Origin of the sequence: Mycobacterium sp. 1465703.0, from assembly GCF_001672975.1 — a bacterium.
GTDB lineage: Bacteria > Actinomycetota > Actinomycetes > Mycobacteriales > Mycobacteriaceae > Mycobacterium.
Genome location: NZ_LZKU01000094.1, coordinates 1 through 21,465, shown reverse-complemented (window position 1 = coordinate 21,465; position 21,465 = coordinate 1). Strand labels below are relative to the sequence as shown.

The 21,465-nt window shown below is 67.8% G+C and carries 19 protein-coding genes and 2 pseudogenes; 13 read left to right on the top strand and 8 right to left on the bottom strand.

The features are described from left to right. Positions 1–282 (bottom strand): annotated as a pseudogene (locus A5625_RS08750) (DUF3043 domain-containing protein); the annotation flags it as partial. Between the two features lie 191 nt (positions 283–473). Here A5625_RS08750 and A5625_RS08745 point away from each other — a divergent pair. Continuing rightward, entirely contained in the window at positions 474–1,550 is a 1,077-nt protein-coding gene (locus tag A5625_RS08745) for a glycerate kinase (protein ID WP_066991655.1), read from the top strand. 96 nt (positions 1,551–1,646) lie between these two features. After that, on the top strand, positions 1,647–2,006 hold the full coding sequence (locus A5625_RS08740; protein ID WP_007770699.1) for an iron-sulfur cluster assembly accessory protein: 360 nt from the start codon (positions 1,647–1,649) through the stop codon (positions 2,004–2,006). A 59-nt stretch (positions 2,007–2,065) separates the two neighbouring features. Here the strand turns inward: A5625_RS08740 and A5625_RS08735 are convergent, their stop codons facing one another. Further along, a complete protein-coding gene (locus A5625_RS08735; RefSeq protein WP_066991641.1) occupies positions 2,066–2,743 on the bottom strand; it encodes a hypothetical protein in 678 nt (225 codons plus the stop codon). A gap of 183 nt (positions 2,744–2,926) precedes the next feature. On the opposite strand from A5625_RS08735, the gene A5625_RS08730 reads away from it, so the two are divergent. After that, on the top strand, positions 2,927–3,901 hold the full coding sequence (locus tag A5625_RS08730) for a carbohydrate kinase family protein (protein WP_066991639.1): 975 nt from the start codon (positions 2,927–2,929) through the stop codon (positions 3,899–3,901). 104 nt (positions 3,902–4,005) lie between these two features. Here the strand turns inward: A5625_RS08730 and asnB are convergent, their stop codons facing one another. Beyond that, positions 4,006–5,976 carry an asparagine synthase (glutamine-hydrolyzing) gene (gene asnB / locus A5625_RS08725; protein WP_066991653.1) on the bottom strand — a complete coding sequence of 657 codons (1,971 nt, stop codon included), beginning with the start codon at positions 5,974–5,976 and terminating at the stop codon, positions 4,006–4,008. A gap of 156 nt (positions 5,977–6,132) precedes the next feature. Between asnB and A5625_RS08720 the strand changes: the two genes are divergently transcribed. The 5 genes from A5625_RS08720 (at position 6,133) to A5625_RS08700 (ending at position 10,119) form a co-directional block, all read left to right on the top strand. Further along, entirely contained in the window at positions 6,133–7,242 is a 1,110-nt protein-coding gene (locus A5625_RS08720; protein ID WP_082984328.1) for a cytochrome c oxidase subunit II, read from the top strand. 13 nt (positions 7,243–7,255) lie between these two features. Further along, positions 7,256–7,675 carry a cytochrome c oxidase subunit 4 gene (locus A5625_RS08715; RefSeq protein ID WP_066991636.1) on the top strand — a complete coding sequence of 140 codons (420 nt, stop codon included), beginning with the start codon at positions 7,256–7,258 and terminating at the stop codon, positions 7,673–7,675. A gap of 187 nt (positions 7,676–7,862) precedes the next feature. Continuing rightward, on the top strand, positions 7,863–8,810 hold the full coding sequence (locus tag A5625_RS08710) for an MmpS family transport accessory protein (protein ID WP_066991634.1): 948 nt from the start codon (positions 7,863–7,865) through the stop codon (positions 8,808–8,810). Beyond that, positions 8,810–9,466, top strand: a complete 657-nt coding sequence (locus tag A5625_RS08705; RefSeq protein WP_066991631.1) for a DUF2561 family protein — start codon at positions 8,810–8,812, stop codon at positions 9,464–9,466. The genes A5625_RS08710 and A5625_RS08705 overlap by 1 nt, the downstream gene beginning before the upstream one ends. A gap of 206 nt (positions 9,467–9,672) precedes the next feature. After that, on the top strand, positions 9,673–10,119 hold the full coding sequence (locus A5625_RS08700; RefSeq protein ID WP_066991647.1) for a DUF5994 family protein: 447 nt from the start codon (positions 9,673–9,675) through the stop codon (positions 10,117–10,119). Positions 10,120–10,153: 34 nt separating this feature from the next. Here the strand turns inward: A5625_RS08700 and A5625_RS08695 are convergent, their stop codons facing one another. From A5625_RS08695 to A5625_RS08680, 4 genes are read right to left on the bottom strand one after another with little or no spacing between them, the layout of a single operon-like run. Beyond that, positions 10,154–11,854, bottom strand: coding sequence for a cytochrome bc complex cytochrome b subunit (locus tag A5625_RS08695; protein WP_066991627.1), 1,701 nt, complete (start codon positions 11,852–11,854; stop codon positions 10,154–10,156). Next, entirely contained in the window at positions 11,851–13,062 is a 1,212-nt protein-coding gene (locus A5625_RS08690; protein ID WP_066991623.1) for a ubiquinol-cytochrome c reductase iron-sulfur subunit, read from the bottom strand. The genes A5625_RS08695 and A5625_RS08690 overlap by 4 nt, the downstream gene beginning before the upstream one ends. Beyond that, positions 13,059–13,916, bottom strand: a complete 858-nt coding sequence (locus A5625_RS08685; protein ID WP_066991620.1) for a cytochrome c — start codon at positions 13,914–13,916, stop codon at positions 13,059–13,061. The genes A5625_RS08690 and A5625_RS08685 overlap by 4 nt, the downstream gene beginning before the upstream one ends. Positions 13,917–13,945: 29 nt before the next feature. Further along, positions 13,946–14,557 (bottom strand): heme-copper oxidase subunit III, encoded by a 612-nt coding sequence (locus A5625_RS08680; RefSeq protein ID WP_066991617.1) that lies wholly within the window; start codon positions 14,555–14,557, stop codon positions 13,946–13,948. A 148-nt stretch (positions 14,558–14,705) separates the two neighbouring features. On the opposite strand from A5625_RS08680, the gene trpD reads away from it, so the two are divergent. Then, entirely contained in the window at positions 14,706–15,788 is a 1,083-nt protein-coding gene (trpD, locus tag A5625_RS30035) for an anthranilate phosphoribosyltransferase (RefSeq protein ID WP_232003546.1), read from the top strand. Here the strand turns inward: trpD and A5625_RS08665 are convergent. After that, a pseudogene (locus A5625_RS08665) lies at positions 15,726–17,726 on the bottom strand (DEDD exonuclease domain-containing protein); the annotation flags it as partial. The gene trpD and the pseudogene A5625_RS08665 overlap by 63 nt on opposite strands. Here A5625_RS08665 and A5625_RS08660 point away from each other — a divergent pair. From A5625_RS08660 to pimB, 4 genes are all read left to right on the top strand, one after another. Next, complete coding sequence (locus tag A5625_RS08660; protein ID WP_197516025.1) at positions 17,698–17,952, top strand: hypothetical protein; 255 nt, start codon at positions 17,698–17,700, stop codon at positions 17,950–17,952. The pseudogene A5625_RS08665 and the gene A5625_RS08660 sit on opposite strands and share 29 nt — an antisense overlap. Before the next feature lie 177 nt (positions 17,953–18,129). Then, positions 18,130–19,275: a peptidoglycan hydrolase RipC gene (gene ripC / locus A5625_RS08655; protein ID WP_066991604.1), complete on the top strand. Its 1,146-nt coding sequence runs from the start codon at positions 18,130–18,132 to the stop codon at positions 19,273–19,275. A gap of 61 nt (positions 19,276–19,336) precedes the next feature. Continuing rightward, positions 19,337–20,152 carry a DUF4157 domain-containing protein gene (locus A5625_RS08650; protein WP_066991602.1) on the top strand — a complete coding sequence of 272 codons (816 nt, stop codon included), beginning with the start codon at positions 19,337–19,339 and terminating at the stop codon, positions 20,150–20,152. 64 nt (positions 20,153–20,216) lie between these two features. After that, complete coding sequence (gene pimB, locus A5625_RS08645; RefSeq protein WP_066991599.1) at positions 20,217–21,356, top strand: GDP-mannose-dependent alpha-(1-6)-phosphatidylinositol monomannoside mannosyltransferase; 1,140 nt, start codon at positions 20,217–20,219, stop codon at positions 21,354–21,356. Positions 21,357–21,465 lie beyond the last annotated feature (109 nt).

Genomic DNA, 21,465 nt, shown 5'->3' with positions numbered 1-21,465 from the left:
GCCCTTGTCCGCCCTGCGCTCCTCGCGGCTGAGCTTGGGACCGGCCAGCGATTTGCGCCGGGCCCGCGCCTCGGCGGTGGTCATGGGCGCCGGCGCGACCGGTCCCTTGCGGGCGCTACGCCGGGCGTCGGTGCGCTTGGGCGTGGGGCGCCCCTTGGGACCGGTGCGCTGCGACTCGCGGGATGCGGCACCCGAGGCGTCGGCAACGCCGGATACTCCCGCCGCCGCCGCGGTCTCGTCGAGGTCGGTTTCCTGGCCTTTCTTACGGCCCAACAGCTTCACAGTGGCCAGGTTACTTCGCGGGTGACGGGCGCCGGAATTCGCCTGGAATGCCTTGCTATTAGACCTGCGTTAGTGTCGCACTTGGCCCTACTCTTACACGTGATGAACGGCTGCCTTTGATGGAAGACGGGTCGATGGCCTCGGATGACGATGGTTCCGTCCTTGCACCAGGCCGCCTTCAGTTGCCCGCGATGCAAGTTCTGGTGGCCCCCGACTGCTACGCCGACAGCATGACGGCCATCGAGGCTTCCGCCGCCATCGCGACTGGCTGGACGCGATCGCGTCCCGGCGACCGGTTCATCGTCGCTCCGCAATCCGACGGCGGTCCCGGCTTCGTCGAAGTGCTGGCCAGCCGGCTGGGGGAGATGCGTCAGCTTCGGGTGTCGGGACCGCTGAAAGCCATGGTCGAGGCCGATTGGGTGTTCGATCGCCGTTCGGCGACCGCGTATCTGGAGTGCGCACAGGCCTGCAGCCGGACCCTACTGCGCGGACGCCCCACCCCGGAAACCGCGATGGCGGCCCACAGCAAAGGGGTGGGACAGCTGATCGCCGAGGCGCTGCGGGTCGGGGCGACGCGAATCGTGGTCGGATTGGGCGGCAGCGCCTGCACCGACGGCGGGCAGGGCATGATCGCCGAGCTCGGCGGCCTGGACACCGCTCGCCGGCAGCTGGGCAACGTGGAGCTGATCGCCGCCTCCGACACCGAATACCCGCTGCTGGGCCCGTGGGGAGCGGCCCGGGTTTTCGGGCCGCAGAAGGGCGCCGACACGGCCACCGTCGCCGCGCTGGAGGTCCGGCTGCAGGCCTGGGCGCTGATCTTGGAGGCGGTGGCCGGGCGGGACGTGAGCGCCGAGCCGGGCGCGGGCGCCGCCGGCGGGATCGGGGCAGGGCTGCTGGCGCTCGGCGGCCGCTGTGAGTCCGGAGCGGCCATCATCGCCGAGCACACCCGGTTGTCCGACGACCTGGACACCGCGGAACTGATCGTCACCGGCGAGGGCCGGTTCGACGAGCAGTCACTGCACGGAAAGGTGGTGGGCTTCCTCGCCGACGCCGCCCGGCCGCGGGGGATTCCGGTGGTAGTGCTGGCCGGCCAGGTCGACCTGCCCAATGCGACGGTGCGTTCGTCGGGAATCATGGCGGCGTTATCCATCGCCGAGCACGCCGGATCGGTGCGGTTGGCGCAGGCGGACGCGGCCAACCAGCTGATGGGACTGGCTTCGGTTGTGGCGGCGCGACTCGGGAATAGCGGTCCTGCAAGGTACCGTTGATGTAGTGGACTTTCGGGCGGTCCGGATCGCTGGGCCAAGCCGGCGATATCGGGCCTGATCGAACCCCACCCAACGATGAGGGATGTAGGAGAAGCAATGACGGTGCAAAACGAGTCGAACGCCACCACGACCCACGGCGTGATCCTGACCGAGGCCGCCGCCACCAAGGCAAAGTCCCTGCTCGACCAGGAGGGACGCGACGACCTGGCGCTGCGCATCGCGGTGCAGCCGGGCGGGTGTGCTGGGCTGCGCTACAACCTCTTCTTCGACGACCGGGCGCTGGACGGCGACCTGACCGCGGAATTCGGAGGCGTGAAGCTGACGGTGGACCGGATGAGCGCGCCGTACGTCGAGGGCGCGTCCATCGATTTCGTGGACACCATCGAGAAGCAGGGCTTCACCATCGACAACCCCAACGCCACCGGCTCATGCGCCTGCGGCGACTCGTTCAACTGATCGGTTAATCCCGCCAAATCCGTCAGCCGGGGCGTCTGGTCCCGGCTGACGGTGTGCGTTCAGTACGTGCCGCCGGTGCGCAGCACGTACGAGCAGACCAGGATCTGGCCGCGCTGGAACAGCAGCTGCGCGATGCCCTGGACGTGTCCGTGCATCGGGCCGCCGCTCACCGGGGACACCCGCATGCTGAACAACGCCTGGGCCTGATACGGCGACAGGTACACGATCTTGTCGATCGAAATCAGCTCCACCTCGGAGAACTGCTTGCGGAAGGCGTCGCTGCTGAGCTTGGCCAGCGCCTGATCGGATCGCTTGTCCTGGACGCCGTCGTACAGCCCGCACAACGCGTTGCGGGCGATCTCGTCGATGTCGCGGTGCTCCAGCGCGTCCAGGTACCCCTGAATGGCTGTCTTGGCCGAGCTCTCGGAGAAGGCGGCTCCGGTATTGGCGCCGTTGGTGCGGACGCCGTACACGATGGCCACCGTGAGCGCCGCGACCAGCGCGATGGCCAGGACTATTCCAACGATCAGCCGCCGCTTGGATCGCTGGGGCGGGTAGGGGACCGGCGCGGGAGGCTGCCCGGCATAATTGGCTGCGGCAGGCCCTGCCTGCGGAACTGCGGCGAAGCCCGGGTCACCGATGTTGGGGTCATCGGGAAACTCGAGTGGCTGGGATTCGTGTGGGGGTGTTGGTCCTTCGCCGCCGACGGTGTGGTTCGGCGAGTGCGGACCTGCCATCGTGGTTCTCCTACGGTGGTAGACGGGAGTGCAAGCGGGTTGTGGCCCGAGCAATGTGATCCCGGCGACTTCAGTGAGTTCCCTAGGGAGGCTAGCGCACGACCTCGTGCCGACCGTGCACACAGCGACGGTCAAGACGCGCGAGTAAGGTAGATAACCTTACTAACGAAGGATGGAGATTTCGTGACGATCGCGGTGACAGGTTCGATTGCGACCGACAATCTGATGCGGTTTCCCGGCCGGTTTTCCGAGCACCTGCTGGCCGAGCACCTGCAGAAGGTGTCCCTGAGTTTTCTGGTTGACGACCTGGTGATTCACCGCGGCGGCGTGGCGGGCAACATCGCGTTCGCCATCGGCGTGCTGGGCGGCGACGTGGCGCTGGTCGGTGCGGCCGGCGACGACTTCGGCGAATACCGCGAATGGCTGCAATCCCACGGTGTCAACTGCGACCACGTGCTGATCTCGCAGACCGCGCACACCGCGCGGTTCACCTGCACCACCGACCAGGACATGGCCCAGATCGCCTCCTTCTATCCGGGCGCCATGTCGGAGGCCCGCAACATCAAGCTGGCCGATCTGGTGTCCTCCGTGGGCAAGCCGGACCTGGTGATCGTCGGGGCCAACGACCCCGACGCGATGGTGGTGCACACCGAGGAGTGCCGCAAGCTGGGCTTGCCGTTCGCCGCCGACCCGTCTCAGCAGCTGCCGCGGCTGTCCGGTGAAGAGATCGACAAGCTCGTCGACGGGGCGGCCTACCTGTTCACCAACGACTACGAGTGGGAGCTGCTGCTCAACAAGACCGGCTGGTCCGAGGCCGACGTCCAGAAGAAGGTCGACCTGCGGGTGACCACGCTGGGCGCCAAGGGCGTCGACATCGTCGAGCGCGACGGCACCACCACTCACGTCGGCGTAGTGCCCGAGACCAGCCAGACCGACCCCACCGGCGTCGGCGACGCGTTCCGGGCCGGTTTCCTCACCGGCCGCAGCGCCGGGCTAAATCTCGAGCGTTCGGCCCAGCTGGGGTCGCTGGTCGCCGTGCTGGTGCTGGAGTCGACCGGAACCCAGGAATGGGTGTGGGACCGCGAGGTTGCCAAGACCCGGCTGGCGGATGCTTACGGCGACGAGGCGGCCGCCGAGATCGCCGGCGTGCTTGCCTAGCTGAAGGCGGCGACCCGCCGCGCCCGGCTCCGCGCGCCCGGCTCGCCGCTGGAGCTGATGGCGGCGACCCGCCGCGCCCGGCTCCGCCGCGCTTGCGATCGCCGCTAGAGCTGCACCGGGTAGTGCGGCTCGCTGATCTGGGGCAGCACGCTGTGCTCGACGAAGATCGCGTGCCAGAGCATGAATATCAATACGGTCCACAGCCGACGGCTGTGATCGCTGACGCCGTTGCGGTGTTCGTCGAGCATCCGGCGCACCGCGGCTTTGTCGATCAGGGGATCGGCCTGCGAGGACTCCACCAGTTCGTAGGCCCACTCGAGCAGTTCGCCCGCGCGTAGCCAGTGCCGGATGGGCACCGGAAAGCCGAGCTTGGGCCGGTGCAGCACGTGCGACGGCACGATCGGCTCCAGTGCGCGCCGTAACGCGTACTTGGTGGTGGTGCGGGTGATCTTGGCCTCGACGGGCAACCGGGAAGCGACGGCGAACACCTCGGGATCCAGGAACGGGACCCGAAGCTCCAGCGAGTTGGCCATCGTCATCTTGTCCGCCTTGACCAGAATGTCGCCGCGCAGCCAGGTGAACAGGTCGATGTGCTGCATGCGGGCCACTGGATCCCAGCCCGCCGATTCGGCATACACCGCCGCGGTGACGTCGGTATGCGTCCATTCCTCGCGGAAGCGGGGGAGCACATCACGCAGTTGCGCGTCGGAAAAGCTGCGGGCATTGCCGTAGTAGCGCTCCTCGAGCGTCAGGGAGCCGCGGTGCAGCAGGCTCTTGCCCCGCATCCCCTCCGGCAGCGGTTTGGACACCTTGCCCATCGACCGCCGCAATGGCCGCGGCAAATAATTGAAGGGCTTCAGCGACAGCGGCTCCCGGTAAATCGTGTAGCCACCGAACAATTCGTCGGCGCCTTCGCCGGACAGCACCACCTTGACGTGCTTACGGGCCTCCCGGGCGACGAAGAACAGCGGCACCAGCGCGGGGTCGGCGACCGGCTCGTCGAGATACCAGACGATCTCCGGCAGGGCGGCGACGAACTCGTCGGGCTTGACCACCTTGGCGATGTGACGGGCGCCGATCGCCTCGGCCGAGGCCACCGCGACGTCAATCTCGGAGAAGCCCTCCCGTTCGAAGCCGGTGGTGAACGTGATCAGCCGCGGGTTGTGCCGAATGGCCAGTGCCGCGATGGCAGTGGAGTCGATCCCGCCGGACAGGAACGCTCCGACGGTGACGTCGGCGCGCATGTGCTTGGCCACCGAGTCCTCGAGCACCGCGGTGATCTCGTCGTAGCGGGCCTGCTCGGTGTCGCGGGTGATCGGTGTGGCGGCAAAGCGCGGTACGAAATACCGGGTGACCTCCGGTTGCAGCCGGTCCGGGCGAATCCGGGCATAGCAGCCCGATTCCAGCCGGCGCACCCCGCGGTGCAGCGTCTCGGGTTCGGGCACGTACTGCAGCACGGTGTAGTGCTGCACGGCGCGGTCGTCGATCCGGGTATCGAATTCGATCAGCTCGGCCAGGTCCAGCAGGCATTTCTTCTCGCTGGCCACCGCGGTACCGCCGGCGCCGGTCGCCATGAACAGTGGCTTGATCCCGAAAGGATCACGGGCGCAGAACAATTCGCGGGTGACGGTGTCCCACAGCGCGAACGCGAACATGCCGCGCAGCCGCGTCAGAACATCGGTGCCCCAGTAGTGGTAGCCGGCGACGATGGTCTCGCCGTCACCGTCGGTGGCGAAGACGGCGCCGTGCCGGGCGGACAACTCCTCGCGCAATTCGAGGTAGTTGTAGATCTCGCCGTTGAACACCAGTACGTAGCGGTCGGGCGTCTCGGGCGGCCCCCACCGCAGCGGCTGGTGCGAGTGCGCGATGTCGATGATGGACAGCCGGTTGAAGCCGAACACGACGGAGCCGTCGGTGTCCGGGTCGACCCAGGTGCCCGGCTCGTCGGGCCCGCGGTGGCGCATCGAATGCGACGCGTGCGCGATCGCATCGTCGGCTCGGGCGGCGGCGTCCTTCTTGTCCAGGACCTGATCCAAGCCCTCTGGGGCGGCGACGAACGCCAGCAGACCACACACGGCGCCCCAGTATGCCGCACTTGCCGGGCGTGCGGTCATGTCGTGCCCGGCACGTCGCGGACGGCCGGGCACACCGGTGGGCCGGGGTTTCGTCGCTCGGCTCAGGCGCGTGGTCTACGCTGCGTAGTATTCGATATCCGAGCAGGAGGCGCTAACGTGACCCCTCGCGAGCAGGACCGTTCGCAACGTTTGTCGCAGGGCAGGTTTTGGCGCCATTCCGGGGGCTCCGACGGCCTGGCCGAGGGGCGTTCCCGCCGTCTTCGGCCCTTGGCGCTGGCCCTGACGCTGGGTGTGCTGGCGTTGTTCCTGAGCGGATGTAGCAGCTGGGCGGATGCGCTGGCTCTGGGCTGGCCGCGGGGCATCACCCCGGAGGCTCACCTCAACCGCGAACTGTGGATCGGCGCGGTGATCGCCTCGCTGGTCGTCGGCCTCATCGTGTACGGCCTGATCTTCTGGGCGTCGGCGTTCCACCGCAAGAAGGCGACCGACACCGAGCTGCCCCGCCAGTTCGGCTACAACATGCCGCTGGAGCTGGTGCTCACGGTGACGCCGTTCCTCATCATTTCGGTGCTGTTCTACTTCACCGTCGTGGTGCAGGAAAAGATGCTGCACCTGGACAAGAACCCCGAAGTTGTGGTCGATGTCACCGCCTTCCAGTGGAACTGGAAGTTCGGCTACCAAAAGGTCAACTTCAAAGACGGCACGCTGACCTACGACGGATCCGACGCGGCGCGCAAGAAGGCGATGCTGTCCAAGCCGGAAGGCAAGGACGTCCACGGCGAGGAGCGGGTTGGTGCCGTGCGCGGGCTCAACACGTCGGACCGCCAGTACCTGAACTTCGACAAGGTCGAGACTCTGGGGTCCAGCGAGGAGATCCCGGTGTTGGTGCTGCCCACCGGCAAGCGGATCGAATTCGATTTGGCGTCCGCGGACGTGGTGCACACCTTCTGGGTGCCGGAGTTCCTGTTCAAGCGCGACGTGATCCCCAACGCCGACGCGAACAACTCGGTGCACGTTTTCCAGACTCAGGAGATCCAGACGCCCGGCGCCTTTGTGGGCCACTGCGCAGAATTCTGCGGCACCTATCACTCGATGATGAACTTCGAGGTTCGGGTGGTGGCGCCCAACGACTTCAAGGCCTACCTGCAGCAGCGGATGGGCGGAAAGAGCAACGCTGAGGCATTGCAGGCGATCGGGCAGCCCCCGCTCGCGGTGACCACCCACCCGTTCGAGACCAAGCGCGGTCAGTTGGCCGGAAGCCAGTAGGTTAGGACACCAAATGCATATCGAAGCCAGGCTATTCGAATTCATCGCCGGGTTTTTCATTTTGGTTGCGGTGCTCTACGCGGCGCTGACCGCGGTCTTCGCCACCGGGGGCGTGGAGTGGGCCGGCACCACCGCGCTGGTGCTGACCGGTGGCCTGGCGTTGATCACGGCGACCTTCTTCCGTTTCGTGGCCCGCCGCATCGACACCCGGCCCGAGGACTACGAAGGCGCTGAGATCAGCGATGGAGCAGGCGAATTGGGCTTCTTCAGCCCACACAGCTGGTGGCCGATTCTGGTCGCATTGTCCGGCTCTGTGGTCGCGGTCGGCATCGCGCTGTGGCTGCCGTGGCTGATTGTCGCCGGGGTGATGTTCGTCCTGACGTCGGTGGCCGGACTGGTCTTCGAGTACTACATCGGTCCCGAGAAGCACTGATTCGCGGCATAAAGGTCACAATCAGATCACGTGATCGGCTGCGCCATTCGCCACACGGCTTTGCCCCTTTTGGGTTCGGTAGTGTCTTGCCCAGACAAATGAGAAGTATCCCAGCGCGCCCGCAACGATGTGTTCGCGGACTTTTGCGCGCGGGTAGGGCAGTCGAACAGGGTAGGCAAAGACAGAGATGAGCGGGTCGAGACCCCCGGGATGGGATCCTGACGAACCCGACCTTGCCGACCCGATCAGCCACCAACCGGAATCCAATGCTGCGCCGGGCGGCGACCCGGAGCCGCCCGCCGACAACGATGTCGAGGACCAGCCGGAACCCTTTGACGACAGCGCCGAATTGGCCGCGGCGAACCAGACGGACGAGACGGACGCATACTCGCGGGCCTACTCGGCTCCGGAGTCAGAGCATTTCAGCAGCGGGCCCTACCTGCCTGCCGATCTGGGGCTCTACGACTACGACGACTTCGACGACTCATCGGACGCCGACGACGAGCGCAGCACGGCGCGCTGGCCGTGGGTGGTGGGGGTGGCCGCCATCGTGGCCGCGATCGCGCTGGTCGTTTCGGTATCGCTGCTGTTCGCCCGCACCGACACGAACAAGCTGGCCAACCCCGGAACCACAACCGCGCCGTCCACGCCGCCGCTGCAAGATGAGATCACCACCACCAAACCGCCACCCCCGCCGCCGCCACCACCCACGACCGAACCGCCGCCGCCCCCGACAGCAACGGAGACCCAGACTGTGACGGTGACGCCTTCTCCGGCACCGCCGCCCCCGCCCGTACCCGCTCCGGCGCCGCCGCCGGCGACGTCCACCGCGGCGGCGCCACCGCCGCCCACCACGCCTGCGGGTCCGCGGCAGGTCACCTACTCGGTGACCGGCACCAAAGCCCCGGGCGACATCATTTCGGTGACGTACGTCGACGCGTCCGGCCGGCGCCGTACGCAGCACAACGTCTACATCCCGTGGTCGATCACCGTCACCCCGATCTCGCAATCCGATGTGGGCTCGGTGGAGGCCTCCAGTCTGTTCCGGGTCAGCAGGCTCAATTGCTCGATCACGACCAGCGACGGAACGGTGCTTTCGTCGAACAGCAACGACTCGCCGCAGACGAGCTGCTGATGGTCAGTAGATATTCGCCGTACCGGCGCGGGGTGGACGACGACACCATCGCGCCCGAAGTCATCGACCGCATTGTGCTCGGCGCCTGCGCGTTCATCTACCTGGTGCTGCTGGGTGTCAGTGTGGCGGCCGCCGTCGCCCTGGCGGATTTAGGCAGGGGCTTTCACAAGGCGGCGAGCAGCCCGCACACCACCTGGGTGCTATATGCCGTCATCATCGTGTCGGCGCTCATCATCGCGGGCGCGATCCCGATCTTGTTGCGGGCGCGCCGAATGTCTCAGTCCGAGCCGGCCGCTCAGGCGATGACCGCGCCGGTCCGCGGGCCGATCGGACCGTCGATGCGGCTGGGGACGGGCGCCCTGCGCACTGGTACCGGGCGGGCGCAGCCGACCACCGTGCAAACGGCCACGCCGGCAACGGAAGCCGGATGGTCCGGTGCGGCGGTGGACCGAATTTGGTTGCGCGGCACTGCGATACTCGTCGGCACCATGGGCGCGGCGCTGATCGCGGTCGCGACGGCGACCTACCTGATGGCGGTCGGCAGCGATGGCGGGTCCTGGGTCGCATATGGGTTCGCCGGCATCATCACCGCGGCGATGCCGGTGCTCGAATGGCTGCACATTCGCCAGCTGCGCCAGGTTGTCGCCGAGCGCTAGCCCACCGCCGCTGCAGGGGTCGCCTGCCGTCCCGGTGCCGGTGCCCGAACCGGTGAATCACGGGTGGCGTAACGTCGGGTGCGAGCAGTTTCGTTGTCAGCGGTGGTCCGGCGATCGGTAGCGGATTGACACCCACGGGCAATGCGATCCCTCCCTCCGCCGTACCCGTCCAGGCGAAGGACGCCAACCAAAAAGGGGAACCGCAGGTGGATGCCGCAGTCCGACGACGAGGACACGCCAATCCCATCCGGGTATCGGTGGGCCGCGAACTCGGCCACGCGATCGACGGCGCATGGTGGCCCCGCGCAGACCGCATCACCAATGAATTGCCGGGTCTCGTCGCGTTGCTGACGCCCTTGCTGGGCGGCATCGAGTCCATCAACGTCAACTGGCCACCCCTGCAACGACCGCCGGACTTCAACTGGCCGGGATGGGAAAACAAACGCCAGCACGTGATGACCGTCATCGGGACAGACGCACGGGTCAACCTGCTCATCGTCCCGTACACCACTTACAGCGCACTGGCCCTGATGGTGCTGCGCTGCGCGGCCGGATTGCCCATCGAGTCCCGCGACATGGGTAAACCCGTGTTCCTCACAGCTGGCTCAATCCTGCGAGCCGCCCAGCAACAATGCGCCGCGAGCTGCCTCTGAGTACACCGACCCACGCACGGTCCGGGGGAGCGAGCTAGTGCTCGCTCCCTTCGCCGTTCGTCGAACCGTTCGTCGAGCCGTTGAGGCCGTCCTGGTGCTCGCGCAGGGCGGTTAGGGCACGCAGCTCGGAGCCGTGTGCCGCCTCGCGCAAGGCGGCATCCTCGGATACCGGGTCGGCGAACAGGAAGCTGCCGCTGCCCGGCGATCCGGCCGAGCCCAGCTTGTTCATCTTCTTGGGCAGTGGCGCACCCTGGTATGCGAGCGGCAACGGGTGGCCGTGGGCGTCGACCGGGCCCAACGGCTGGTGCAGCTCGATGTAGGCGCCGTGCGGCAGCCGCTTGATGATGCCGGTCTCGATGCCATGCTCGAGCACCGCGCGGTCGCTGCGCTGCAGTCCGATGCACCACCGATAGGTGATGAAGTAGACGACCGGCGGCAGGATCACCATGCCGATGCGCCCGATCCACGTCGTCGCGTTCAGCGAGATGTCGAACTTGAACGCGATGATGTCGTTCATCGCGCACAGCGTCAGCAACATGTAGAAGGAGATCGCCATCGCGCCGATCGACGTGCGCACCGGCACGTCGCGCGGCCGCTGCAGCAGGTTGTGATGGGCGTTGTCGCCGCTGAACCGCTTCTCCAGGAAGGGATAGACGATCAGCAGGCCGAAAATGCCGCCCATGATCAGCGCCACCCACACCGGCGCCGGAATGGTGTGGTGCCAGAAGTAGAACTCCCATGGCGGCCAGATACGCGCCAAGCCTTCGGTCCACATCATGTAGAAGTCCGGCTGTGAACCGGCCGAGACGTGAGATGGCTTGTAGGGGCCGAGGTTCCAGATCGGGTTGATCTGCATCAGACCACCCAGCAGGCCCAGCACACCGACGATCGCGGCGAAGAACGCGCCGGACTTGACGGCGAACACCGGCATCACCCGCACGCCGACCACGTTGTGCTCGGTGCGGCCCGGTCCGGGGAACTGGCTGTGCTTCTGGAACCACACCAGGGCCAGGTGCAGCCCGATCAGTGCCAGGATGATCCCTGGCAGCAGCAGGATGTGCAGGGCGTACATCCGCGGGATGATGTAACCCGCTGTGGCGCATTCGTTTCCGACGCCACCGCAGGGGAAGTCACCGCCGAACAGTGCCCAGTGCAGCCAGGTGCCGATCACCGGCATGCCCAAGGTGATCGAGGACAGCGCGGCACGCAACCCGATACCGGACAGCAGGTCGTCGGGCAGCGAGTAGCCGAAGTAACCCTCGAACATGGCCAGGATCAGCAGCAGCGCACCGATGACCCAGTTGGCCTCGCGTGGCCTCCGGAAGGCGCCGGTGAAGAAGACGCGGGCCAGGTGCACCATGATCGACGCGGAGAAGATCAGGGCCGCCCAGTGGTGGACCTGCCGGACGAACAGGCCGCCGCGCACCTCGAAGGAGATGTCGAGCGTCGATGCGAAGGCTTTCGACATGTCGACGCCGCGCAGCGGTTGGTAGGCACCGTTGTAGGTGATCTCGCCCATGGACGGATCGAAGAACAGCGTCAGGTACACGCCGGTGAGCAGCAGCACGATGAAGCTGTACATCGCGATCTCGCCCAGCAAGAACGACCAGTGCGTGGGAAAGACCTTGTTGAGCTGTCTGCGTACCGCTGCGGACGGGTGGTAGCGCGTGTCGATGTCCTCGCCTTGACGGGCCAGGACATCGCCGATCTTCGGGGGACTCAATTTCGGACTCATGTCGTCGTCCTCTCCCAGAATGCCGGTCCGACGGGCTCGACGAAGTCACCGTTGGCGACCAGATACCCGTTGGTGTCGATGGTGATCGGCAGTTGCGCCAACGCACGTGCGGCCGGCCCGAAAATCGGCTTGGCGAAGTGCAGCGCGTCGAACTGCGACTGGTGGCAAGGGCACAAGATCCGGTAGGACTGCTCCTCGTACAGCGATGCGGGGCAACCCAGATGCGAGCACACCTTGGTGTAGGCGAAGAACTCGCCGAAGTTGAAGCTCTCCTGGCCCTGCCGTTTGACCACGCGGCCCATGTCGGTGGGCCGAACGCGGATGAGCATCACCGGGTTTCGCACGCCCTGGTTGATGGCTCGCAGCTTTTCCTGCGATTCCGGGGTAGTGCCGTCGCCGTCGGACTCCCGCCACGGGAAGACGGTTTCCATGCCCCCGGCGTCGAGGTCTTCCGGGCGCATCTTGATGAAGGGCGACGTGGAGGCCGAACCGGTGGCACGCGCCAGGTAGATGGTCTCGCCGTGGTAGCGCGGGGTCCAGCCCGAGGTCCACAGCACGGCCTTCTTGCCGTCTGCGGTCGGCACCACCGGCCTCCACGGGTTCTTGATCAGTCCGCCAGCAAACGCCACCAGGGTGGACAGCCCGAACGCACCCAGCCCCATCCCCAGCGACAGCCCGATTAGCTTGCGCCGCCCGACCGTCGATCCCTCATACGCGTCGGCCAGGTGCGCCACCACCGTCTTGCGGTCCACTTCGCGGGAGGCGCCGTCGTGCCGGTCCTGGATCGAAATCTCTTCGGGGATAAAGCGCTTCTGGTACAGGATGACGCCGATCGCGATCGACAGGATCGACATCCCGAAGGTCAGTCCGTACAGCGGGGTGGCCAGGTCGTAGAGGAAGCTGCCGGCTTCCTCCTTGGGCTTGTACTCCCACGGCCAGAACAAGAAGACGAGCAGCAGCGCCAGCCCGAAGAAACCGCCCAGCAAAAGCCAGCGGGCGACGCCACGCTCGGCGCGCTTTTCGGCTTTGGTGCCCTCGATCGGCCAACGGGGTTCCTTGAACACCGTTTCGACGCCATCCAGCCTGCCGCCCAGGGTGACCAATTCGCGCTGCGACATGGCGGCCAGCGCGGCGTCGTCGGGTTCCCTTTCGCCGGTGCCGTGCGGGTTGCCGCCGGTGTCAGAGCCGCGAACGTCTTGATCGCTCATGCTCGTGCCCCAATCCACAGTGCCAGCCCGATGGCGGCGACCATCCCGATGATCCAGGCAGCCATGCCCTCGGGTGCGGGTCCGAATCCACCCAGGCCATAGCCGCCCGGCTGGCGCTCTTCGGTCACCGCCTTGATGTAGCCGATGATGTCCTTCTTGGCTTCGAAAGACAGCTGACGGTCGGAGAACTTCGGCATATTCTGCGGACCGGTCCGCATGGCCGCCAGGATCTGCTGTTCGTTGGCGGGCTCGAGGTTCGGTGCGTACTTGCCGGAGGACAGCGCGCCGCCCTTACCGGTGAAGTTGTGGCACGAGGAGCAGTTGAGCCGGAACAGGTCACCGCCGCGCCCGAGATCCTGGCCGCGCAGCTCACGCATCGCCAGGCTGCCGTCCGGGTTGCGCACCGTGGTCGGTCCGCCGCCGTTGGCCTGCACGTAGGCACCCAGCGCGTCGACCTGCGCCTCGTCGAAGATGGGTTCCTTGCGGGGCGCCTGGGCCTCTCCGGTCATCGCCGGCATCCGGCCGGTCGAGACCTGGAAGTAGACGGCTTCCTCGCCGACGCCGATCAAGCTCGGCCCGCGGTCGTGGACACCCTGCAGGTTGGCGCCGTGGCAGGACACGCACGACGTGTCGAACAGCTGCTTGCCGGTACGCAGCAGCGCCGAGTTGGACTCGTCGGCGACGGCCACCTGCGGCCGCGGTGTCAGGATGGCGGCCAGACCACCCGCAATGGTCAGCGCGATGAGCAGCAGCAGGCCCCCGGACAGCCGGCGGCGCAGGCGCCGCCGTGAGCGGTGACGCTGTCCGTTTGGCGGCTTAGCCGCACCGGATCGGGTAGATCCCAGTTTCTTCAACCGAGCACTCCTGTTCGTCCAGCGCCTGCTCATCGGATGAAATAGATCACGGCGAACAGCGCGATCCACACGATGTCGACGAAATGCCAGTAGTACGAGACGACGATGCTGGCCGTAGCCTGCGCCGGCGTGAACTTGCTCATCGCGGTGCGGGCCAGCAAGAAGATGAAGGCGATCAGGCCGCCGGTGACGTGCAGGCCGTGGAAGCCGGTCGCCAGGTAGAACACGCTGCCGTAGGCGCTCCCGGGGATGGTGGTCCCGTGCGACATCAGGTGGTAGTACTCATAGCCCTGACCGCAAATGAAGAACAGGCCCATCAGGAAGGTCAGCACATACCAGCGGCGCAGCCCGAACACGTCGCCGCGCTCGGCCGCGAACACCCCCATCTGGCAGGTGAACGACGACGCGATCAGCACCAATGTGACCGGGACGGCCTGATAGAGGTTGAGCTCGGTCGGCGGCGGCGGCCACTTTCCGCCCGATTGGGCGCGAGCGGTGAAGTACATCGCGAAGAGGCCAGCAAAGAACATCAACTCGCTGGAAAGCCAAACGATGGTGCCGACGCTGACCATATTGGGTCGGTTCAGCGAATGCACCCGCGACGTAATTGCAGTACCCGAAGTCCCGGCAGCGCTGGTCACATCCGCAAGTATGACGCTTTGTAGTTGTTGAACTCCACCCGGGGCGGCATTTGAGGTCTGGCGCGTCGCCCAGACGAGCGGACGGGCGGCTCGCGGCGGAATTTGTCGGAGGTTGGGGCCGGTGTGGTGGTCGTGGGACCATCGGCGCGTGGCTTTGTCATCTGAGGCTTCGCCTTCCGGCGTGCCGGCACCATCGTGGCGCCAGGTGCTGTCTCGTTTGACGGGCGGTCAGGACCTGACCCGCGGGCAGGCGGCCTGGGCCATGGACCAGATCATGGCCGGCGACGCGAGCGCGGCCCAGATCGCGGCCTTCGCGGTGGCGATGCAGGTGAAGGGTCCCACCTCGGCCGAGGTCATCGAGCTGGCGGAGGTGATGCTGAACCACGCGCTGCCGATGCCCGCCGGCGCCATCCGCGACGACACCGTCGACATCGTCGGCACCGGGGGCGACGGCGTGAACACCGTGAACCTGTCCACTATGGCGGCGATCGTGGCGGCGGCCGCGGGGGTTCCGGTGGCCAAGCACGGCAACCGCGCGGCCTCGTCGTTGTCCGGCGGGGCCGACACGCTCGAGGCGCTCGGAATCCGGATCGACCTGGGACCCGAGCAGGTGGCCCGCAGCCTCACCGAGGTCGGCATCGGGTTTTGCTTCGCGCCGCTGTTCCACCCGTCCTACCGGCACACCTCCGCGGTGCGCCGCGAGATCGGCGTGCCCACCGTGTTCAATCTCCTTGGGCCGCTTACTAATCCGGCCAGGCCGCGCGCCGGCCTGATCGGCTGCGCCTTCGCCGACCTGTCCGAGGTGATGGCCGGCGTGTTCGCCGCCCGGCGGTGCAGCGTGCTGGTGGTGCACGGCGACGACGGGCTCGACGAGCTGACCACCACGACCACCAGCACCATCTGGCGGGTGCAGGCCGGCACGGTGGACAGGCTGACGTTCGATCCGGCCGGGTTCGGTTTTCCCCGAGCCGATCTCGACGACTTGTTGGGTGGCGACGCGCAGGCCAATGCCGCCGAGGTGCGTGCGGTACTGGCCGGCGGCAAGGGGCCGGTGCGCGACGCCGTGGTGCTCAACGCCGCCGGCGCGATGGTCGCGCACGCCGGGTTATCCAGCCGCGCTGAATGGCTGCCGGCGTGGGAGGACGGATTGGCCCGCGCCAGCGCGGCCATCGACTCCGGTGCGGCCGAACAGCTGCTCGCGCGATGGGTGCGGTTCAGCCAGCAGGTCTGATTCGCGCAGGGCCTGCTCGCTGGCCAGCCGCGCCGAGCGCGCCGCCGCGGCCCACGCCGACCAGGCGCCGGCCGACCGCAGTGGGGATGCCCAGCCGTCCTCGGCGACCCGAACCATGCGCACCCCGGGCGTCGTCAACCAGCGCGTGATGAGCGCGGTCTCCTCGACGAGTGCGCCGCCCAGCGGGGCCGGTGTGGGCAGAATCGCTTGTGCCCCAGCGACAATCGCGTCGACGACCGGCATCGGCGGTACCCCGCGCCGGGCGCTGCCCGCCGCGGCGAGCTGGCCGTGGCGGATGACGGCCAGGTGGTAGCCACCGTCGCCGTCCGGTGCGGCGGCGATCAGCTCGGGCAGCGCGGCCAGGGCGCGCAGCCGCTGCCCGCGCCACAGCGTCTCGACCGCGGTCACGGTGCGGTCGCGCAGCCGCGCGGCGCTCTCGAAATGATGCCTCTCGGCCAGGGCGGTGACCTGGTCCACGGCCGCGGCCAGCGCGCCGTTGTCCAGGCCGTCGATCAGGGCCGCGACCCGGGCCACGGCCGCGGCGTACTGGGTGGCGGTGACGCCACGCGCGGCCGGGCACGGCGAAACCTCCGCCTCGGCGCACAGCGGCCCGTGCAACGCCGAGCGCCCCAGCCGGTTGGTGCAGGTCCGCAGACCGGTGAACCGGGCCAGCAGCACGGCCGTGTCAGCCGCGTCGGCGCGGGCCCGAAACGGGCCGACGGCGCGGTCGTGTCGGGGCGCCCGCACCACCGCCAGGCGGGGGAACGCCTCGTCGGTCAGCGCCACCCACCACCAGCGCTGCGGGAACCTGGACCGCCGGTTGTACGGCGGGGCGTGCGCGGCCAGCAGGCGCAGTTCGCGCACCCCGGCCTCCAGCGCATGGGCGCACTCGACGTGGTCGACCGCGCCGGCCAGCGCGACCATTTCCTTCATCCGGCCCCGGGGATCGGCGCCGGTGAAGTACTGGCTCACCCGGCGCCGCAGGTCGACGGCGGTGCCGATGTAAAGCACCTCGCCCGACGGCCCACGGAACAGATACACACCCGGGCGGCGTGGCAGCCCCTCGGCGAGCACTCGCTTGCGGCGCTGAGTGGGCGTCACGTCGGGCAGATAGGAGCGCAGGTCGGCGTAGGTGTGCACGCCCTGGTTGCCCACCCGCTCGATCAGGGCGTGCAACACCTCGACGGTGGCGCGCGCATCGTCGAGGGCGCGGTGTGTCGGCTGGGTGGCGACGGCGAACAGCCGCGCCAACGAGGCCAGCCGCACGCTGGGCGCTTCCTCGCGGCTGAGCACCCGCCGGGCCAGCCGGACCGTGCACAGCACCTGCGGCCGCGGCCAGGCGATATCGCATTGCTGCGCGGCGGCACGCAGGAAGCCGATGTCGAACCCGGCGTTGTGGGCGACCAGCACGGCGTTACCGGCGAACTCCAGAAACATCGGCAACACCGAGTCGATGGTCGGTGCGTCGCAAACCATTGCGGTGGTGATGCCGGTCAGCTGCACGATCTGGGGCGGAATACTGCGCTGCGGGTCCACCAGGGTGGCGAACTCGCCGAGCACCACGCCGCCGCGCACCTTGACCGCCCCGATTTCGGTGATCGCGTCCGGAACGGTTCCCCCGCTGCTTTTGGTGCGCCCGCCGGTGGTCTCCAGGTCCACCACGACGAAGGTGGTCTCGCGCAGCGAGAGCTCGTCGGTGGTGAACGGTGACCCCACGTCGGCGAAGCTCAGCTGAGTCGCACCCCGAGAAGCCACGGCGGTGACGTTAAGCCCGACGACCGACACCCATCCGGCTCCCACGCGGGGCGCGGGATCAGAACGCGGGGACGGTGAGGTGTCGGTGTCCGCGGTTACCGTTCGGTCAGTCCGGCGTGATGTTCGCCGAGCCAGAGCGAGAGGACCGACCCCGATGGCACCGAGAACGGGACCGACAGACATCGACATGACCCCGCCAGAACCCGGAACACCGGTGGTGATCGACTGTGACGAATGCGCGGTGCGCGGCCCGGGATGCCGCGACTGTGTCGTCAGCGTGATACTCGGGGTTCCGGATACTTTATTGCAAGACGAGCGGGCGGCTTTGGAGGTTCTTGCCGAGGTCGGGTTGGCGCCGCGCCTGCGTCTGGTCCCGATTCGTCGGGACCGCGGCTCTGGTGTAGCCTAATCGCCTTGTCCCACAAAGGTCCTCGGAGCAGCGAAACGATTCACATAGAAATGACAGAATTCTTTCTGAATTCTTAACCGCTCGCTTTGGACAAACGTCGATATCGTTTCGTAACCTGTTTGAGACCTAAACCAGCTCGACGCCCAATCCGTCGATGGCCGTTTAAGGAAGCAAATCTTGAGGCTTGATTCTAGGTACCCGGTTGCGCGTGTCTTCACACGTTCGGCGATAGGGACGCTAGCTGGCTTCGCGATCTTCTCCGGTGTCATGACCGGCCCCGCGTGGGCCGACCCGGCCGAGGACGCCACGGCAAAACTCCACGAACTGTCCCGCCAGGCCGAGCAGACCACCGAGGCGATGCACAGCGCCCAGCTCGATCTGAACGACAAGCTGGCAGCCCAGCGCGCAGCGGACCAGAAGCACACCGACGACCAGGCCGCGGTCGATGCCGCGAAGGCACATCTGTCGTCCTATCAGGACTCGGTCAACAAGCTGGCCGCCGCGACCTACATGGGCGGTCGTGTCGACGGCATGGAGGCCATCCTGACCGCCGGATCACCGCAGGGGCTGATCGACAAGCTAGCGGTGCAGCGGGTGATGGCAACCCAGATGGCCAGCCAGATGAAGAGCTATCGGATCGCCGGGGAGCAGGCCGCCAAGGCCGAGCGGGAATCGGCCAAGTCCGCCGCCGACGCCAAGAGCGCAGCCGAGCAGGCCGCCGCGGTTCGGGCCAGCCTGCAGTCCAAGCAGAGCCAGCTGCAGGTACAGATCGCGGTAGTCAAGTCGCAATACCTTTCTTTGACGGCCGATCAGCGCACCGCGCTGGCCAATCCGGCACCGGCCCCCGGTGCTCCGGCGCCGGAAGCGGCGCCTCCGGGCGCACCTGGGGGCCAGGCGCCGGGCGAGGCTCCGCCTGCCGGCGGCCTGCCCGGAATGCCCGGAATGCCCGGGTCGGCTCCTGGCGGGGTCGGCGGGGGTGACCGCGCCACCGTCGTGCAGGCCGCGCTGACGCAGGTGGGCTCACCATATGTATGGGGGGGCGCCGCGCCCGGCGGGTTCGACTGCTCCGGCCTGGTGATGTGGGCGTTCCAGCAAGCCGGCATCTCGCTGCCGCACTCCAGCCAGGCGCTGGCCCACGGCGGCCAGCCAGTTTCGCTCGGCGACTTGCAGCCCGGCGACGTGCTGACGTTCTACTCCGACGCCTCGCACACCGGCATCTACATCGGTGACGGCATGATGATTCACTCCTCCACCTACGGCGTGCCGGTACGGGTGGTGCCGATGGGCGCCGGTGGCCCGATCTACGACGCTCGGCGTTACTAGACACCCCAGACCGCGGCGCCGGCGGCTGCCGATACTGCTGGCTTGGGTATTCGCGGTCGAATTGCTGGTCGCGGCGGCAGTGCCGTTCAACGCCGAGCGGGAAAGCCGGATCCGGCCCGCACAACTGGTCACCCCGGCCCGCAGCCAAATCAGCGCGTCGACGAAGTCGGTCACCGTCGGCGACCGCACCCTGCGGCTGCTGAGCCTCGGCGGCCCGGCCAGTGACCGGTTGCTGTCGCGGGTGGCGTCGGGCATGGGCGCGGCGATCAGCGCGGTGGAATCATTTTGGGGTGTCGACTGGCCCCGGGAAATCACGGTGGTCGCGGCCGGCACCGACGAGGAATTTCGTGCGGCCGCCGGTGGGGGACCGGCGTCGCGGTGGGCCGACATCGCGGCCGTGACGGTCGCCGACCGTGTCGATCCCGTTCGCCGGGTTGCCCTCGGTCAGCGGATCGTCTTCGCGCCGGGGGCGGCCAACATGAGCGCCGCATCATTGCGAATCGTCTTGGCTCACGAGCTTTTTCACTATGCGGCACGCGCTGACACCGTTACGGATGCACCCCGCTGGCTCACCGAGGGGGTGGCCGATTTCGTGGGCCGCCCACCGACACCGATGCCCGCCGACGCGTTGCTGCCCATGACGCTGCCCAGCGACAGCGACTTGGACGTGCCCGGGGCTCCGCGCTCGTTGGCTTATGACCGTGCCTGGTGGTTCGCCCGATTCGTGGCCGACACCTACGGCCCGCCGAAGCTGCGCGATCTCTACCTGGCCACCTGCGGCATCAGGCACGCCGACATTGCCGCCGCCAGTCAAGATGTGCTGGCGACCAGCCCGGAAGGCCTGCTCACCCGCTGGCATCAGTGGCTGATCCACTAGAGCCGGAGCGCCGGGCGCAGACCGTGTGCGCGGTCCGCATCCCCGCCCGGCTAGCCTGACGCAGGTGAGTCGGGTCCTGCTGGTAACCAACGACTTTCCGCCCCGCCCGGGCGGCATCCAGTCATACCTCGGTGAGTTGGTCGACCGGCTGGTCGACACCGGGTCGCATGCGATGACGGTGTACGCGCCGCAATGGAAGGGCGCCGAGGCCTACGACGGCGCCGCCCGCGAAGCCGGTTATCGAGTGGTGCGCCATCCGGGAACACTGATGCTGCCCGGTCCCGCGGTCGATAGTCGGATGCGGCAACTGATCGACGACCATGGCATCGACACCGTCTGGTTCGGCGCGGCCGCGCCGCTCGCGCTGCTTGCCCGGCGCGCCCGCGGCGCCGGTGCGGGCCGGGTGCTGGCCAGCACGCACGGCCACGAAGTCGGATGGTCGATGCTTCCGGTCGCACGCTCGGTGCTGCGCCGCATCGGCGACGACACCGACGTCGTCACGTTCGTCAGCCGCTATACCCGCTCCCGGTTCGCGCCGGCCTTCGGCCCCAAGGCTTCGCTGGAATACCTGCCGTCCGGGGTGGACACCGACCGGTTTCGCCCCGATCCGGCCGGCCGCGCCGAGCTGCGTGACCGTTACGGACTGGGCGAGCGGCCCACCGTGGTGTGCGTATCCCGGCTGGTGCCGCGTAAAGGCCAGGACATGCTGATCAAGGCGCTGCCCTCGATCCGGCGGCGTGTGGCGGGAGCCGCCCTGGTCATCGTCGGCGGCGGGCCGTACCTGGACTCGCTGCGCGCACTGGTCCGTGAGTGTGGCGTGGCCGACGACGTGGTTTTCACCGGCGGCATACCGGCGGCTGAGTTGCCCATGCATCATGCGCTGGCCGACGTGTTCGCGATGCCCTGCCGCACTCGTGGCGCCGGGTTGGATGTCGAGGGGCTGGGCATCGTATTCCTCGAGGCGTCGGCGACCGGCGTGCCGGTGATTGCCGGGAGATCGGGGGGAGCTCCAGAAACAGTGCAGCACAACAAGACTGGGCTGGTCGTCGACGGCCGCGAGGTCGACGAAATCGCCGACGCTGTCACTGAATTGCTGACCGACCGCGATCGGGCCGCCGCGATGGGCGCGGCCGGGCGGGACTGGGTGACGGCGCAGTGGCGCTGGGACACAATGGCGGCACGACTGGGCGCGCTGCTCGGCTGACAGCGCGACTCGAGGCGCCAGGGAGCGTCCAGCGCCCGGCGCGCTACTCGGAGTGGTAGATAGCCTCGATGTCGGAGGCGAATTTTTCGGCCACCACGTTGCGCTTGAC

Coding starts and splice junctions, on each gene's coding strand:
- A5625_RS08745 (WP_066991655.1), top strand. CDS start 474: ATGCAAGTTCTGGTGGCCCCCGACTGCTACGCCGACAGCATGACGGCC.
- A5625_RS08740 (WP_007770699.1), top strand. CDS start 1,647: ATGACGGTGCAAAACGAGTCGAACGCCACCACGACCCACGGCGTGATC.
- A5625_RS08735 (WP_066991641.1), bottom strand. CDS start 2,743: ATGGCAGGTCCGCACTCGCCGAACCACACCGTCGGCGGCGAAGGACCA.
- A5625_RS08715 (WP_066991636.1), top strand. CDS start 7,256: ATGCATATCGAAGCCAGGCTATTCGAATTCATCGCCGGGTTTTTCATT.
- A5625_RS08710 (WP_066991634.1), top strand. CDS start 7,863: ATGAGCGGGTCGAGACCCCCGGGATGGGATCCTGACGAACCCGACCTT.
- A5625_RS08705 (WP_066991631.1), top strand. CDS start 8,810: ATGGTCAGTAGATATTCGCCGTACCGGCGCGGGGTGGACGACGACACC.
- A5625_RS08695 (WP_066991627.1), bottom strand. CDS start 11,854: ATGAGTCCGAAATTGAGTCCCCCGAAGATCGGCGATGTCCTGGCCCGT.
- A5625_RS08690 (WP_066991623.1), bottom strand. CDS start 13,062: ATGAGCGATCAAGACGTTCGCGGCTCTGACACCGGCGGCAACCCGCAC.
- A5625_RS08660 (WP_197516025.1), top strand. CDS start 17,698: ATGGCACCGAGAACGGGACCGACAGACATCGACATGACCCCGCCAGAA.